The sequence below is a fragment of the Microbacterium terricola genome (genome assembly GCF_027943945.1).
Lineage (GTDB): Bacteria > Actinomycetota > Actinomycetes > Actinomycetales > Microbacteriaceae > Microbacterium > Microbacterium terricola.
On record NZ_AP027141.1, the window covers coordinates 2,987,990 to 3,001,967 of the forward strand.

Below are 13,978 nucleotides of genomic sequence, written 5' to 3' on the forward strand. Positions count from 1 at the left end.
GCGAGGGGCGCGCGGCTACGCCCGGCCGAACCAGCGGCGCCGAGGGCGACGGGCCGCCTTGTCGAGCCGCCACCGCACCTGAGTGGTCTCCTCCGCGACCTGCCAGAGACGCTCGGCGATGTCGCGGTCGCGCGTGATGCGCGAGGGTGTCGCCCGATGCGGGTCGCCGCGCAGGAGGTAGCGCGGGCCGAAGAACTCGCCGCCGCGCACATGCGGGTCGGTGAGCGCGCGCACCGGGGCCCACGCCCCGTGCTCCTTCGACTGGCTGACCGGCAGCAGCAGGCTGTCGGCGAAGCGCTTGGCCCTGGTCGGCTCGTTCACCCCGGCCACCGCGACGGTGCGGCCGCCGATCGAGAACCCGGGGTGCGCGACGACGCTCGCCACCGGCACGCCCGCGGCGTGCAGGCGCCGCGCCGCCTCCAGCCCGAGTGCGGTCGTCGCCACCTTCGACTGCACGTACGCCCGCCACGAGGTGTACCCGTCGACCAGCTGCGGGTCGACCGGGTCGTACGGCGTGAGCGCGGTCGACAGGCTGCCGAGCCAGACCATCCGGCCGAGGGCGGCCGCCAGCGGCAGCAGCAGCTCGCCGGCGAGCGCGAAATGCCCGAGCACATTGGTGGCGAACACGATCTCGCTGCCGTCGCTGGCGGTCTCGCGCTGCGCCGGCGGGTGCACGATCCCGGCGTTCAGCAGCAGCCCGTCGATCTTCTTGCGGCCGCGCAGGGTGGCAGCGGCCGCGCGCACCGACCCGAGGTTGCTGGTGTCGAGCAGCAGCGTCTCGACGGCGGCGCGGTCGGCCGAGCCCGGTACCCGCCGGTAGATCGCGGCGCGGGCCGCCGCGAGGCGCGGCGGGTTGCGGCCGGTCATCACCACATGGGCACCCGCGCGCACGAGCTGCTCGCTCGAGAAGTAGCCGATCCCGGCGTTCGCGCCCGTGACGACGTAGGTGCGGCCGGTGAGATCCGGCAGATGCTGAGGGTCCCAGGATGCGCCGCGTCTCGCCACGCTCCGACACTACGTCCGAACGACACGGATACGCTGGCCACATGCGGACCTCAGCCGACATCGATTGCTGGCTCACCGACATGGACGGGGTGCTCGTCCACGAGAACCGCCCCATCCCCGGGGCGGCCGAGCTGCTGGCGCAGTGGCGCGACACCGGCGTCCCCTTCCTGGTGCTCACCAACAACCCGATCTTCACGCCCCGCGATCTCAGCGCCCGGCTGCGCGCGTCGGGGCTCGACGTGCCGGAGGACCGCATCTGGACCTCGGCGCTGGCCACGGCCGAGTTCCTGAAGTCGCAGCATCCCGGCGGAACCGCGTTCGTCATCGGCGAGGCGGGGCTCACCACCGCGCTGCACGAGGCCGGCTTCGTGATGACCGAGTCGCAGCCCGACTACGTCGTGGTGGGCGAGACGCGCCACTACTCGTTCGAGGCGATCACGCAGGCGATCCGCTTCATCAACGCGGGGGCGCGCTTCATCATCACCAACCCTGACGCGACCGGCCCCACGCCCTTCGGCGTCGTTCCCGCCACGGGATCGTTTGCCGCGCTGATCACCCACGCAACCGGCAAGGCGCCCTACGTCGTGGGCAAGCCGAACCCGATGATGTTCCGCTCCGCGCTCAACCGCATCGGCGCGCACTCCGAGAACACCGGCATGATCGGCGACCGGATGGACACCGACGTCGTCGCCGGCATCGAGGCGGGCCTGCACACGGTGCTCGTGCTCACCGGCATCAGCGACCGTGCCGAGATCGAGCGCTACCCCTTCCGTCCCGACGAGATCGTCGACTCGGTGGCCGACCTGATCGCCCCCGAGCCGATCGAGACCGACCTGCCCGACCTGCCCGAGGGCGTGTGATGGGGGCGCTCGACGACGGCGAACGGGTGATGGCGACGGATGCTGCGCAGTGGCGCGAGTGGCTGAGCGCCCACCATGCGACCTCCACCGGGGCGTGGCTGGTCCGGCCGCGGAAGGGCTCCGGTCTGGAGCTCGTGGCCTACGAGGACGCCATCATGCAGGCGCTGTGCTTCGGCTGGATCGACGGGCCCGTGCGCACCTTCGACGAGCAGACCGGCGGACTGTGGTTCGCCCCGCGACGTCCGATGAGCGGGTGGGCTGCCACGAACAAGGCGCGGCTCGAGATCCTCGAGCGAGACGGGCTGCTCACCGCTGCGGGCATCCGCGCGATCGAGGTGGCGAAGGCGAACGGGTCGTGGACGATCCTCGACAACGCCGAGGCGCTGCGGGAGCCTGACGACCTGAAGGCCGCCCTCGACGCGCTGCCCGCGGCGCGCGCCGGATGGGACGCGTTCCCGCCGTCGAGCCGCAAGGTCGGCATCTCCGCCGTCGACAGCGCCCGCAGGCCCGAGACGCGCGCCGCGCGGATCGCGAAGATCGCGGCCGATGCCGCAGTGGGGAAGCGCCCGTGAATCCGTTCGAGCAGACGCTCCTGCTGGTGAGCTCCGCGCTCATCACCGCCACCGCGCTGGTGGTGCTGATCGTGCAGATGGTCCGCCACCGCCGGGACGGCGGCGACTGATGGCCCTCATCCTCGGCCTGTCGGGTCTGGCCGTGCTGGCGGTCGCCCTCGTGCTGTTCCTGCGCACCCAGAAGGAGGCCTCGGCCGCCGGCGCGACGACGAACCGTCGCGGAGTGCTGATCCTGACGTTGCTCGGCCTGATGCTCGCCCTGTCCTCGCAGCTCCCGATCTTCCACTGACGCCGCCGGGCGGGCACGCCGGCAGCGGCGGGGCGACCGCTACTGCGGCGCGAGGCCCAGGTCGTCGAGGTCGATCGCGGCGAGCCACTGCAGCCCGGCGGCCTCGACCGCGGCCTGCGCGCCGGTCTTGCGGTCGACGATCACCGCGACCGCGATCGGCTCGGCCCCTTCGCGGCGCAGCGCGTCGACGGCCTTGAGGGCCGACTGCCCTGTGGTCGAGGTGTCCTCGACCACGATGACGCGCCGGCCCGCGACATCCGCCCCCTCCACCTGACGGCCGCGGCCGTGGTCCTTGGGCTCCTTGCGCACCACGAACGCGTCGAGGGGCGAGTCGGTGCGCGCCGACTCGTGCATCACCGCGTTCGCGATCGGGTCGGCGCCGAGCGTCAGCCCGCCGACCGCGACGACGCCGTCGACGTCCTTGATCAGATCGAGCATGATCCGGCCGATGGCGGGCGCCGCACGGTGGTCGAGCGTCAGCTTGCGCATATCGACGTAGTAGGTCGCCTTCTTGCCGCTGGAGAGGGTGAAGTCGCCGTGGAAGACGGCTTCGTCCTGGATGAGGCCGATGAGGGCCTGTCGATCGGCTTCGAGTTCGGGCGTGGAGGCGACGGTCATGTGGTCGAGTCTAGAAGTAGGGTCGGAGCCATCCATGGGTGCGCCATCGGCGCAGCACCCCACACAGCAAGGATCACACCGGATGACCCGCATCGGCATCGTCGCTGAGCAACCAGGGGAGACGCGGGTCGCCGCGACCCCGACCACCGTCCAGAAGCTGCACGCCCTCGGGTACGAGACCGTCATCGAGAGCGGCGCGGGTGCCGCGTCCTCCTTCCCCGACGGGGCGTATGCCGCCGCCGGCACGGTCGTCGTCGGCCGGGAGGAGGCGTGGGCGTGCGAGGTGGTGCTCAAGCTCAACCCGCCGACGCCCCGGGAGGTCGACCTGCTCGCCGATGGAGCGACGATCGTCGGGATGCTGAGCCCCGCTCTGCGTCCCGAGGTGCGCGAGTCGCTGCAGACCCGTGGGATCACGGCGCTCGCCCTCGACGCGGTGCCGCGCATCTCGCGCGCACAGTCGATGGACGTGCTCAGCTCGATGGCCAACATCTCCGGCTACCGCGCCGTCGTCGAGGCCGCGCACGAGTTCGGCCGCTTCTTCACCGGCCAGGTGACGGCGGCCGGCAAGGTGCCGCCCGCGAAGGTCCTCGTGGCCGGCGCCGGTGTGGCCGGTCTCGCCGCGATCGGCGCCGCCTCGAGCCTCGGCGCCATCGTCCGCGCGACCGACCCGCGACCCGAGGTCGCCGACCAGGTCCGCTCGATCGGAGGCGAGTACCTCCCCGTCGAGGTCGCCGAGCAGATGGCGTCGAGCGACGGCTACGCCAAGGCGACGAGCGAGGCCTACGACCGCCGCGCCGCGGAGATCTACTCGGAGCAGGCCGCGGACGTCGACATCATCATCACGACCGCGCTCATCCCCGGGCGCCCCGCACCGCGCCTCATCACCGCGGCCGACGTCGCCACCATGAAGCCGGGGAGCGTCATCGTCGACATGGCCGCCGCGCAGGGCGGCAACGTCGAGGGCTCGGTCGCCGGCGTGCGGACCGTGACCGCCGGCGGTGTGATCATCCTGGGCTACACCGATCTGGCCGGACGGCTGCCGGCCCAGGCGTCGCAGCTCTACGGCACCAACCTGGTGAATCTGATCAAGCTGCTCACGCCGGGCAAGGACGGGCAGCTGACGCTCGACTTCGACGACGTCGTGCAGCGCTCGGTCACCGTCGTGCGCGACGGCGAGTCGACGTGGCCGCCTCCGCCCGTGCAGGTGTCGGCGGTGCCGCAGGCGACGACGGATGCGGTGGCCACCGCATCCGCTCCCGCGAAGCGCACCGTCAGCCGGACGACGCGGAACACGCTCATCGGGGTCGGGCTGGCCGCGCTCTTCGCGGTGTGCGCACTGGCCCCGGCGCCGCTGCCGCAGCACGTCACCGTGCTGATGCTGTCGGTGGTGGTCGGCTTCTACGTCATCGGGAAGGTGGCGCACGCGCTGCACACGCCGCTGATGAGCGTCACCAACGCGATCTCGGGCATCATCATCGTCGGCGCGCTCGTGCAGATCACGACGCCCGACCTCACCGTGCAGATCCTCGCGGCGATCGCGGTGCTGCTGGCCTCGATCAACATCTTCGGCGGATTCGCCGTCACCCGCCGCATGCTCGCGATGTTCAGCAAGGGCTCCGACCAGAAGGGCGCACAGCGATGATCGCCGGACCCGTCGCGGGCGCCGCCTACATCGTCGCCGCCCTGCTGTTCATCCTGAGCCTCGCCGGGCTCAGCAAGCACGAGTCGGCGCGCGCCGGCGTCCGCTACGGCATCATCGGCATGGCGATCGCGCTGCTCGCGACCATCGGGCTCGTCGTGCAGACCGCGGTGTTCGGCCGGGCGGAGGGCACCGGCGCGATCGGGCTCGTCCTCCTCGTCGTGGCCATGCTCGTCGGCGGTTCGATCGGACTGTGGCGGGCGCGGGTGGTCGAGATGACCGGCATGCCCGAGCTCATCGCCCTGCTGCACTCGTTCGTCGGGCTCGCCGCCGTGCTCGTCGGCTGGAACGGCGCGCTCTACGACAGCGGCCTCACCGGCGCGCTCGACGACATCCACCACGCCGAGGTGTTCGTGGGCGTCTTCATCGGCGCGGTGACCTTCACCGGGTCGATCGTGGCGTTCCTGAAGCTGTCCGGCCGGATGCCGTCGAAGCCGCTCATGCTGCCGGGCAAGAACGCCCTCAACGTGGGCGCCCTGATCGCCTTCGTCGCCCTGACCGTCTGGTACGTCATCACTCCCGAGCTCTGGCTGCTCGTCATCGTGACGGTGCTCGCCCTCGCGCTCGGGTGGCACCTGGTCGCCTCGATCGGCGGCGGCGACATGCCCGTCGTCGTCTCGATGCTCAACAGCTACTCGGGCTGGGCGGCCGCGGCCGCGGGCTTCCTGCTGAACAACGATCTGCTGATCGTCACGGGTGCGCTCGTCGGCTCGTCCGGTGCGTATCTGTCCTACATCATGTGCAAGGCGATGAACCGCTCGTTCCTGTCGGTGATCGCCGGCGGGTTCGGCATCGAGGCTCCGCGTGCGGGCGACGAAGAGGCCGGCGAGCATCGGGAGATCGATGCCGAGACCGCCGCGGAGATGCTGAGCGCAGCATCCACCGTCGTCATCACACCCGGATACGGCATGGCGGTCGCGCAGGCCCAGTACCCGGTCGCCGAACTGGCCGGCCGGCTGCGCGACCGGGGCGTGGACGTGCGCTTCGGCATCCATCCGGTCGCCGGACGACTGCCTGGTCACATGAACGTGCTGCTCGCCGAGGCGAAGGTGCCGTACGACATCGTGCTCGAGATGGACGAGGTCAACGACGATCTGGCGGCGACGTCGGTCGTGCTCGTGATCGGCGCGAACGACACCGTGAACCCGGCAGCCGCGGAGGATCCGACCAGCCCGATCGCCGGGATGCCGGTGCTGCGGGTGTGGGAGGCCGAGAACGTCATCGTGTTCAAGCGGTCGATGGCGTCGGGCTACGCGGGGGTCCAGAACCCGCTGTTCTTCCGCGAGAACACGCAGATGCTGTTCGGCGACGCGAAGGACCGGGTCGAGGACATCCTCCGCCACCTGTGACCGCCTGCGCGGGTGGGGATTCCGCGGATCCGGGACCATAGGCTGGGGGGATGCGCCTGGCCACCTGGAACGTGAACTCCATCCGCGCGCGCGTGGCGCGCACCGTCGACTTCGCCGTGCGCGAGCACATCGACGTGCTCGCGATGCAGGAGATCAAGTGCAAGCCGGAGCAGTTCCCGTACGAGGCGTTCGAGGAGGCCGGGTACCACGTCGTCGCGCACGGGCTGAGCCAGTGGAACGGCGTCGCGATCGCCAGCCGCGAGCCCATCGAGGACGTCGAGACCGCGTTCCCCGGCATGCCGGGGTTCGCGAAGGACCACGACGGACCCGACGCGCCGCTCGAGGCCCGTGCGATCGGCGCGACGGTCGGCGGAGTGAAGGTGTGGAGCCTCTATGTGCCGAACGGGCGCGCGCTCGGCGACCCGCACTACACGTACAAGCTGCACTGGCTCGAAGCGCTCGCGGCGCACACCCGCGCCACCCTCGCGGCCTCGCCCGACCTGCCCCTCGCGCTCGTCGGGGACTTCAACATCGCGCCGACTCCGGCCGACAACGGCGACCCCGCGGTCGTCGAGGGGTTCTCCACCCACGTCTCCCCTCCCGAGCGCGCGGCGTTCGCCGATCTCGAGGCGGCGGGCCTGGCCGACGTCGTGCGCCCGCTCGTCCCCGCGGGCTTCACGTACTGGGACTACAAGCGACTGCGCTTCCCCCGCAACGAGGGCATGCGCATCGACTTCATCCTCGGCTCGCGGGCTCTGGCAGACGCCGTGACGGGCGCCGCGATCCACCGCGACGAGCGCAAGGGCGAGATCCCGAGCGACCACGTGCCCGTCGTCGTCGACCTCGACCTGGCCTCGCCGGATGACGACGACGATGTGCCGATGATCTTCGGCTGAGCCGCAGCATCCGTCCGTCGCGGGCCGACCGCGCCTCACCCGGCACCCGCTCCCCTCGTCGAAACAGGTGTTCTGGCGGACGCAGGCCATCCGGTGCCGGAAACCTCCTGCCCTCGCCAGAACAGGTGTTCTGGCGCAGCGCGCTGAGACGGCCGGGCCTGTCGCGGGCCGTCAGAGCCCGCGGTCGGGCTTGTCCATGTCGCCGGTGCGGACGGGACCGCCGGGGCCGTAGCGCAGCAGCAGCACGCCCTTCTCCGACGTGACGGCCGGCTCCAGCAGCCGCAGGGTCGCCGGCGTCGCTCCGTCCGGGAACACCTTCTTGCCCTGCCCGAGCACCACGGGGTGCACCCAGAGATTCAGCTCGTCGTAGAGGTCCTCGGCGAGCAGCGACTGCACGAAGTCCACGCTGCCGATCACGTGGGTCTCGGCGTGCTGCTCGCGCAGCCGCGCGATCTCGGCGGCGAGATCGGGACCGAGCTGCGACGAGCCCGACCACTCCAGCGTCGGCGTGCCCCGCGAGGCGACGTACTTCGGCACGCGGTTGAGGATCTCCGCGATCGGCGAATCCACACCGGAATGGGTCGGCCAGTAGGCCGCGAAGATGTCGTAGGTGCGGCGGCCGAGCAGCAGCGCGTCGAGTCGCGCGATGCCCTCTCCGACGCGCTCCCCGGCGGTGTCGTCCAGCAGCGGCGCCTGCCAGCCGCCGTACGGGAACCCGTCCGACGGGTCCTCCTCGGGTCCACCGGGTGCCTGGGCGACCCCGTCGAGGGTCGTGAACAGGTCGATCACGATGCGTCCGGTCATGGGTGCTCCTCCGTGTTGTCGGCGATACCCATGCTTCCGGGCGAGACCCGTTCTGTGAAGGTGGGTCTCGACGCGGACGGCGGGTCTCGACGACAGACGGATGCTGTCGCCCCACGCACAGCGATGCCCCGACCCGCGAGGGGCCGGGGCATCCGGGTGCTGGAACGGGTGTTACGCGGAGACCGTCGCCGGTGCGTACCGGTCGACGAGTGCGACGAACGCCTCGAGGTAGGCCACCAGGAAGGCGGCGGTCTCGGGGCTCGTGACCTCGCCCTCGTCGGTGATGAGGCCGGGCGTGGACTGGATGTAGCCCTCGGGCTGGCCGAGCGTCGGGGCGTTGTAGTGGCTGAGGATCGCCTTCAGGTGCTGCTGGGCCGCCGCGGTGGCGATGCCGCCGCCGGAGGTGCCGATCACGGCGGTCGGCTTGCCGTTGAACGAACCCTGGCCCCACGGGCGGGCCGCCCAGTCGAGGGCGTTCTTCAGCACGCCGGGGATGGAGCGGCTGTACTCGGGGGTGAGGATGATGACGCCGTCGACGTCGGCGATCGCCTGCTTGAAGTCGCGCGCGACCTGCGGGTAGTCGGCGTCGTGGTCGGGCGAGTAGAACGGGAGGTCCTTGATCGGGATCTCGACGAGCGTCGTGCCCTCGGGCGCGAGGCGCTCGAGCGCCTTCGCGAGACGACGGTTGATCGAGGTCGACGAGATGCTTCCGACGATGTAGCCGAGTGTGCGCGTGGTCATCATTCTTCTTTCAGACATGACAGCCCCGCGGTGGGGGCCACCGTGGACAATCCGTCATCGACAACCGACCCCCTCCGAGATCTATTCCCCAGAATGGAAAAGTTTCCCGGCCGGGGCGCTCAGCCCATAGCGTGGTGTCAGTCGTCCAGGAAGGGGACCGGATGCTGCAGCTGGACCGCGTCAGCAAGAGCTACGGCGGCCGTCCCGCCCTCGATGAGGTGAGCTTCGCGGTGCGTCCTGGCCGGCTCACCGGCTTCGTCGGGGGCAACGGCGCGGGCAAGACCACCACGATGCGCATCGTGCTCGGCGTGCTCGGCGGCGACGGCGGGACGGTCAGCCTCAACGGCGCGCCCGTGACCGCGACCGAGCGCCGCCGCTTCGGGTACATGCCGGAGGAGCGGGGCCTGTACCCCAAGATGAAGGTGCTCGAGCAGATCGTGTACCTCGCCCGCCTGCATGGATTCTCGAAGGCGGATGCGGTCACCCGCTCCCGCGCGCTGCTCACCCGGCTCGGACTCGGCGAGCGACTGGGCGACAACGTCGAGGCCCTGTCGCTCGGCAACCAGCAGCGCGCCCAGATCGCCGGCGCCCTGGTGCACGACCCGCAGGTGCTGATCCTCGACGAGCCGTTCTCCGGCCTCGACCCGCTCGCCGTCGATGTGGTCGCGGGGGTGCTGCAGGAGCGCGCGGCCGCCGGAGCCGCCGTCCTGTTCTCGTCGCACCAGCTCGATGTCGTCGAGCGCCTCTGCGACGACCTCGTCATCATCGCCGGCGGCACGATCCGCGCGGCGGGATCGCGTGACGAGCTGCGCGCGCAGCATTCCACCCACCGCTACGAGCTGGTCTCGGACGCCGACCTCGCGTGGCTCGCCGCGGAGCCGGGTGTCGCCCTGGCCGGCAGCGAGGCTGGCCGCGCCCTGTTCGACGTGGCAGACGACGGCACGGCCCAGCGCGTGCTGCGCACCGCCCTCGGACGCGGGGCCGTCGCGAGCTTCGCGCCGCAGCATCCGACGCTCGCGCAGATCTTCAAGGAGGTCATCCAGTGACCGCTGACACCGTGCCCGCTCCGCCGCTCGCCCGCAGCGTGTGGCTGGTCGCCGCCCGCGAGATCGGATCGAAGCTGCGCAGCAAGGCGTTCGTGATCTCCACCGCGATCCTGTTCGTCGGCGCGCTGCTCCTGGTGATCTGGGGCGGCACGCAGGCGGGCAACGCCGACGGCATCGACGTCGCGGTGACGCCGCAGACCGAGTCGGCCGTCGCCGGGATCCCGTCCGTGAGTGCGACCGTGGTCGACACCGCCGACGAGGCGCTCGCCCTGGTCGACAGCGGCGACGTCGAGGCCGCGCTGGTGCCGCAGTCCGGCGCGTTCGGGTACAAGGTGGTCGCCGACGACAGCGTGCCGTCGGCGCTGATGGGGCTGCTCAGCCAGACGCCGCCGGTCGAGCTGCTCGAGCCGTCGGACGCGAATCCGATCCTCGGCTACTTCGTGGCGATCGGCTTCGGCGTGGTGTTCCTCCTCGCCGCGTCGCTGTTCGGAGGGACGATCGCGCAGAGCGTCGTCGAGGAGAAGCAGACGCGCGTCGTCGAGCTGCTGATCTCGGCGATTCCGACCCGCGCCCTGCTGGCCGGCAAGGTGCTCGGCAACACCGTGCTCGCGATGGGGCAGATCCTGGTGCTCGCCTCGATCTCGCTGATCGGGCTGTCGGTGACCGGTCAGACCGAGCTGCTGGCCGGCCTCGGCGTGCCGATCGCGTGGTTCGCGGTGTTCTTCCTGTTCGGGTTCGTGCTGCTCGCCGCTCTCTTCGCGGCCGCCGCGTCGATGGTGTCGCGCCAGGAGGACATCGGCTCGACGACGATGCCGATCACGATGCTCGTGATGGCGCCGTACTTCCTGGTGATCTTCTTCTTCGACAACCCGCTCGTGCTGGGCATCATGTCGTACGTGCCGTTCTCCGCGCCCGTCGGCATGCCCATGCGCCTGTTCCTCGGCACGGCCCAGTGGTGGGAGCCGATCCTGTCGCTTCTGATCCTCATCGGCACCTGCGTGCTCGCGATCGTCGTCGGCGCGCGCATCTACGAGAACTCGCTGCTGCGGATGGGCGGCCGGGTCAAGCTCCGCGAGGCCCTGTCCGGCTGACCCGGCGCTCCACACCGTTTACGGACGCGACACGCCGCTTGCGCCGGCAGGTACGCGGCGTGTCGCGTCCGTAAACGGGTTGGGATCCGGGTCAGGACGCGGCGAGCACCGCGAGCACGTTGCCGGCCGGATCGCGGAACCAGGCGATGTCCGGCCCGTGGACGCCGTCTCCGCGGACGATGCCCTTCTCGTCGGAGGCGAACTCGTCGTCGCTGTAGATCTTGGTCTTCACGCCCTTCGCGTTGAGCTCGTCGACCGCACCGTCGATGTCGTCGACGGGGAAGTTGAGGATCGTGAAGCTCGCGGGCTCGTGGTTCGGCTTGGCGTACGCGAGGATCGATCCCCCGCTCGGCAGGGTGATGTCGAGGAAGCCCATCGGATTGGTCTCCACCGTGAGCCCGAGGGTCTCGCCGTAGAACTGCCGGGCCGCGTCGATGTCGTCGACGCTGAACCCGCTGAACGCCCTGTCGGTCTGGAATCCGGTCATGCTGCCAGCATGCTCGCGGCCGCGGCGGGTGTCGAGGGGTCGGCGGTGAACGGCAGGGGGTCAGCGCTCGACGAGCACGCCGTCCGCGTCCGCCCACACGTGCGCCCCAGGACGGAACACGACCCCCGCGATCGTGACGGGCACGTCGACCTCGCCCACGCCGTCCTTCGCGCTCTTGCGCGGGTTCGAGCCGAGCGCCTTCACTCCGAGCGGCAGCATCCCGATCGCGTCGCGGTCGCGGATCGCACCGTTGACGATGATCCCGGCCCAGCCGTCGGCGACGGCGGCCGCCGCGATCAGGTCGCCGACGAGTGCCGACTCCAGCGACCCGCCGCCGTCGACCACCAGCACGGCGCCGTCGCCGGGGGTCGCCAGCGTCGCCTTCACGAGGGCGTTGTCGCGGTGGCAGCGCACGGTGCGGACCACCCCGTCGAACGCGGTGCGTCCGCCCAGGTCGAGCAGCTGCAGCGAGAGCGAGTCGAGCTCGTCGCCGCGCTCGTCGTACAGGTCGGCCGTCGCGATCGTCATGGGCCCACGGTAGCCGCGGCCTCACCGCGCCGGTCCCCCGCATCACCTGGAAAGAACCCGCGAACCTCACCGAGCGGGAACAAGCGGGCCGCATCCGCCGTTGACGTCGTCGGGCCGATGGCGTCCCCGCATCACCACACCACCTGAGGAGACGCCATGACCCGCACGCTCGACCGCACCGCCCCCACGGATGCGCCCATCCTCGACGTCCTCGCCGAGCGCTGGAGCACCCGGGTGTTCGATCCGTCCGCCCCGCTCGACGAGACCGCACTGGCGAGCGCCCTCGAGGCGGCGCGGTGGGCACCGTCGGCGAACAACACCCAGCCGTGGCGCTTCGTCGTGGCTCGTCGGGGCTCCGAGGCGCACGACGCCGTCGTCGGCGCACTGCTCGGCTTCAACCAGGCGTGGGCGGGTGACGCGGCGGCGCTCGTCGTGTTCGCCACGGTCGCGTCGGTCGAGGGCCGTCCGCTGGGCTGGGCCGTGTACGACACCGGCCAGGCCGCCGCGTACTTCACCGTGCAGGCGCACGCGTCCGGCCTGCACACCCACCAGATGGGCGGATTCGACCGCGACGCGATCGCCGCGGCGTTCGGATTCGGCGACAACCTCGCCGCCGTCACCGTCATGGCCGTCGGCTCGCTCGGCGACGTGGACGCGGCCCCCGAGGGCCTCCGCGAGCGCGAGCTGGCCCCCCGCACCCGGCGCCCGATCGCCGAGTCGCTCGTCGTCGACGCGTAGCCGTTCAGCCGCGCAGCAGCCCTGCGGCGAGCCGTCGCAGGGCGTCGGCGTAGTCCGCGGAGGCGTACGCCCGGGCGTCGTGCCCGAGCAGTGAGACGGCGACGGGAGCGCCGCCGGCCGCCCGCCACCAGATGAGCGGATGCTGTCGCCCCTGCTCCACGTGCTCCGCCAGCACGACGCGGTCGCCGTCGGCGTCGGCGAGCTCGAGGTCGCTGTAGCGTTCGTCGATCGTGCGGAACCCCGCGAGCCGGATGCCGGCCGCGCTGTCGCCGGTGGACCGCACATCGGCCGGGCCGAGGGGCGGGTGCCCGCTGACCCCCTCGCGCCACCGCGCGCCGAGCAGCGCGAACCAGCGGTCGTCGTCCCGGAAGGCCAGCACGGCCGAGTGGACCGCGAGGACGGGCGCACCGCCCGCGTGCCACGCGAGGAGCCGCTCCAGCACCGGGTCGCCGCCGCCGGTGCCCTCGGGCGGCCCGGAGATGTCGCACACGACGAGGTCGGGCGCCGGCGAGGCGGGCAGCCCCGCGAGTTCGCCGGTGGACACGACCCGCACCTCGCCGAGCGGTCGCAGCACCTCGGCGAGCGCCGCCGCCGTGTCGTCGAGCACGTGCCAGGGGTCGCCGTGGGCGCCCGCGCCGGCCACGATCAGCAGGTCGGTCACGATCGGATCATCCCGCGCCGGGTCATTCCCTGCCGGCCGACGGCGGGTTGTGGTCGGGGTGCAGCACCGTCACGAGCGAGTAGGTGTCGCCGCCGACGTCGGCCGGCATGGCCTTGAACTCCTGCACGAGCTCGTACAGCCGCCGCTCGAGCTCGGCGCGGTTCTCCGGCGTCAGCCGCAGCCCCAGCCAAGTGACCTGCACCTGTGCCGGGTCGACGCCCTCGAGCTGCTGGCGCATCGTCTCCAGGAGCAGCACCGACTGGTTGGTCAGGGGCGTGCGCCACGAGAGTCCGGTCGCACGGTAGGGGATCTCTCGGGCGCCCTGCGCTCCGGTGCGCTCGTCGTCCGGCGCGAGGAACCCGGTCTGCACGAGGGTGCGGACGTGGTGCAGCATCGTGCCCGGGTTGATCCCGAGCAGGTCGGCGAGCTCCTTGTTGGTGCGAGCCTCGAAGGCGCAGAGCCGCAGCATCCGCAGTCGCAGGGGCGAGCTGAGCGCCCGCGCGCGGGCCTGCGCCAGCTCCTCCTCGGTCTGCTGCACGTCCGTCATGGCCACACTCTAGCCGAGCGATTGACATTTCTCGATCAGTCCGACGA

At 71.5% G+C, this 13,978-nt stretch carries 17 protein-coding genes; 9 read left to right on the forward strand and 8 right to left on the reverse strand.

What is annotated here, in order from left to right; translation table 11 throughout:
* Window positions 1–15: 15 nt before the first annotated feature.
* Window positions 16–1,005, reverse strand: a complete 990-nt coding sequence (locus tag Microterr_RS14220; protein ID WP_263797188.1) for an SDR family NAD(P)-dependent oxidoreductase — start codon at window positions 1,003–1,005, stop codon at window positions 16–18.
* 41 nt (window positions 1,006–1,046) lie between these two features.
* Between Microterr_RS14220 and Microterr_RS14225 the strand changes: the two genes are divergently transcribed.
* From Microterr_RS14225 to Microterr_RS14235, 3 genes are all read left to right on the forward strand, one after another.
* Window positions 1,047–1,865 carry an HAD-IIA family hydrolase gene (locus tag Microterr_RS14225; protein WP_263797187.1) on the forward strand — a complete coding sequence of 273 codons (819 nt, stop codon included), beginning with the start codon at window positions 1,047–1,049 and terminating at the stop codon, window positions 1,863–1,865.
* On the forward strand, window positions 1,865–2,437 hold the full coding sequence (locus Microterr_RS14230) for a YdeI/OmpD-associated family protein (RefSeq protein ID WP_263797186.1): 573 nt from the start codon (window positions 1,865–1,867) through the stop codon (window positions 2,435–2,437). Before Microterr_RS14225 ends, Microterr_RS14230 begins: the two co-directional genes overlap by 1 nt.
* Window positions 2,438–2,546: 109 nt before the next feature.
* Window positions 2,547–2,726, forward strand: a complete 180-nt coding sequence (locus tag Microterr_RS14235; RefSeq protein WP_263797185.1) for a hypothetical protein — start codon at window positions 2,547–2,549, stop codon at window positions 2,724–2,726.
* Window positions 2,727–2,765: 39 nt separating this feature from the next.
* On the opposite strand, the gene pyrE is transcribed toward Microterr_RS14235, so the two are convergent.
* Window positions 2,766–3,344 carry an orotate phosphoribosyltransferase gene (gene pyrE, locus Microterr_RS14240; protein ID WP_263797184.1) on the reverse strand — a complete coding sequence of 193 codons (579 nt, stop codon included), beginning with the start codon at window positions 3,342–3,344 and terminating at the stop codon, window positions 2,766–2,768.
* An 82-nt stretch (window positions 3,345–3,426) separates the two neighbouring features.
* Between pyrE and Microterr_RS14245 the strand changes: the two genes are divergently transcribed.
* Genes Microterr_RS14245 through Microterr_RS14255 form a run of 3 tightly spaced genes read left to right on the forward strand, consistent with a single transcriptional unit; the run spans window position 3,427 to window position 7,288 of the window.
* Window positions 3,427–4,986 carry a Re/Si-specific NAD(P)(+) transhydrogenase subunit alpha gene (locus tag Microterr_RS14245; protein ID WP_263797183.1) on the forward strand — a complete coding sequence of 520 codons (1,560 nt, stop codon included), beginning with the start codon at window positions 3,427–3,429 and terminating at the stop codon, window positions 4,984–4,986.
* Window positions 4,983–6,392, forward strand: coding sequence for a Re/Si-specific NAD(P)(+) transhydrogenase subunit beta (gene pntB / locus Microterr_RS14250; protein ID WP_263797182.1), 1,410 nt, complete (start codon window positions 4,983–4,985; stop codon window positions 6,390–6,392). The genes Microterr_RS14245 and pntB overlap by 4 nt, the downstream gene beginning before the upstream one ends.
* Window positions 6,393–6,442: 50 nt before the next feature.
* Window positions 6,443–7,288, forward strand: coding sequence for an exodeoxyribonuclease III (locus Microterr_RS14255; RefSeq protein WP_263797181.1), 846 nt, complete (start codon window positions 6,443–6,445; stop codon window positions 7,286–7,288).
* A 171-nt stretch (window positions 7,289–7,459) separates the two neighbouring features.
* Here the strand turns inward: Microterr_RS14255 and Microterr_RS14260 are convergent, their stop codons facing one another.
* Complete coding sequence (locus Microterr_RS14260; protein WP_263797180.1) at window positions 7,460–8,092, reverse strand: dihydrofolate reductase family protein; 633 nt, start codon at window positions 8,090–8,092, stop codon at window positions 7,460–7,462.
* Window positions 8,093–8,263: 171 nt separating this feature from the next.
* Entirely contained in the window at window positions 8,264–8,833 is a 570-nt protein-coding gene (locus Microterr_RS14265; protein WP_263797178.1) for an NADPH-dependent FMN reductase, read from the reverse strand.
* 161 nt (window positions 8,834–8,994) lie between these two features.
* Here Microterr_RS14265 and Microterr_RS14270 point away from each other — a divergent pair, with 161 nt between their 5' ends.
* Both Microterr_RS14270 and Microterr_RS14275 read left to right on the forward strand, forming a co-directional pair.
* Window positions 8,995–9,879 (forward strand): ABC transporter ATP-binding protein, encoded by an 885-nt coding sequence (locus Microterr_RS14270; RefSeq protein WP_263797177.1) that lies wholly within the window; start codon window positions 8,995–8,997, stop codon window positions 9,877–9,879.
* Entirely contained in the window at window positions 9,876–10,970 is a 1,095-nt protein-coding gene (locus Microterr_RS14275) for an ABC transporter permease (protein ID WP_263797176.1), read from the forward strand. The genes Microterr_RS14270 and Microterr_RS14275 overlap by 4 nt, the downstream gene beginning before the upstream one ends.
* 91 nt (window positions 10,971–11,061) lie before the next feature.
* Here the strand turns inward: Microterr_RS14275 and Microterr_RS14280 are convergent, their stop codons facing one another.
* Together Microterr_RS14280 and rraA are read right to left on the reverse strand one after the other, a co-directional pair.
* Window positions 11,062–11,457: a VOC family protein gene (locus Microterr_RS14280; protein WP_263797174.1), complete on the reverse strand. Its 396-nt coding sequence runs from the start codon at window positions 11,455–11,457 to the stop codon at window positions 11,062–11,064.
* A gap of 60 nt (window positions 11,458–11,517) precedes the next feature.
* On the reverse strand, window positions 11,518–11,985 hold the full coding sequence (gene rraA, locus Microterr_RS14285; RefSeq protein ID WP_263797173.1) for a ribonuclease E activity regulator RraA: 468 nt from the start codon (window positions 11,983–11,985) through the stop codon (window positions 11,518–11,520).
* 156 nt (window positions 11,986–12,141) lie between these two features.
* On the opposite strand from rraA, the gene Microterr_RS14290 reads away from it, so the two are divergent.
* Entirely contained in the window at window positions 12,142–12,723 is a 582-nt protein-coding gene (locus Microterr_RS14290; RefSeq protein ID WP_263797172.1) for a nitroreductase family protein, read from the forward strand.
* A 4-nt stretch (window positions 12,724–12,727) separates the two neighbouring features.
* Here Microterr_RS14290 and Microterr_RS14295 read toward each other — a convergent pair whose 3' ends face one another.
* Window positions 12,728–13,384, reverse strand: coding sequence for a ThuA domain-containing protein (locus Microterr_RS14295; RefSeq protein ID WP_263797170.1), 657 nt, complete (start codon window positions 13,382–13,384; stop codon window positions 12,728–12,730).
* A gap of 22 nt (window positions 13,385–13,406) precedes the next feature.
* Complete coding sequence (locus Microterr_RS14300) at window positions 13,407–13,931, reverse strand: ArsR/SmtB family transcription factor (protein WP_263797168.1); 525 nt, start codon at window positions 13,929–13,931, stop codon at window positions 13,407–13,409.
* Window positions 13,932–13,978 lie beyond the last annotated feature (47 nt).

Excerpts from the sequence above, each read along its gene's own strand:
- Microterr_RS14245 (WP_263797183.1), top strand. The coding sequence starts at position 3,427 with ATGACCCGCATCGGCATCGTCGCTGAGCAACCAGGGGAGACGCGGGTC.
- rraA (WP_263797173.1), bottom strand. The coding sequence starts at position 11,985 with ATGACGATCGCGACGGCCGACCTGTACGACGAGCGCGGCGACGAGCTC.
- Microterr_RS14255 (WP_263797181.1), top strand. The coding sequence starts at position 6,443 with ATGCGCCTGGCCACCTGGAACGTGAACTCCATCCGCGCGCGCGTGGCG.
- Microterr_RS14230 (WP_263797186.1), top strand. The coding sequence starts at position 1,865 with ATGGGGGCGCTCGACGACGGCGAACGGGTGATGGCGACGGATGCTGCG.
- Microterr_RS14280 (WP_263797174.1), bottom strand. The coding sequence starts at position 11,457 with ATGACCGGATTCCAGACCGACAGGGCGTTCAGCGGGTTCAGCGTCGAC.
- Microterr_RS14225 (WP_263797187.1), top strand. The coding sequence starts at position 1,047 with ATGCGGACCTCAGCCGACATCGATTGCTGGCTCACCGACATGGACGGG.
- pyrE (WP_263797184.1), bottom strand. The coding sequence starts at position 3,344 with ATGACCGTCGCCTCCACGCCCGAACTCGAAGCCGATCGACAGGCCCTC.
- Microterr_RS14290 (WP_263797172.1), top strand. The coding sequence starts at position 12,142 with ATGACCCGCACGCTCGACCGCACCGCCCCCACGGATGCGCCCATCCTC.
- pntB (WP_263797182.1), top strand. The coding sequence starts at position 4,983 with ATGATCGCCGGACCCGTCGCGGGCGCCGCCTACATCGTCGCCGCCCTG.
- Microterr_RS14265 (WP_263797178.1), bottom strand. The coding sequence starts at position 8,833 with ATGACCACGCGCACACTCGGCTACATCGTCGGAAGCATCTCGTCGACC.
- Microterr_RS14235 (WP_263797185.1), top strand. The coding sequence starts at position 2,547 with ATGGCCCTCATCCTCGGCCTGTCGGGTCTGGCCGTGCTGGCGGTCGCC.
- Microterr_RS14260 (WP_263797180.1), bottom strand. The coding sequence starts at position 8,092 with ATGACCGGACGCATCGTGATCGACCTGTTCACGACCCTCGACGGGGTC.
- Microterr_RS14300 (WP_263797168.1), bottom strand. The coding sequence starts at position 13,931 with ATGACGGACGTGCAGCAGACCGAGGAGGAGCTGGCGCAGGCCCGCGCG.
- Microterr_RS14270 (WP_263797177.1), top strand. The coding sequence starts at position 8,995 with ATGCTGCAGCTGGACCGCGTCAGCAAGAGCTACGGCGGCCGTCCCGCC.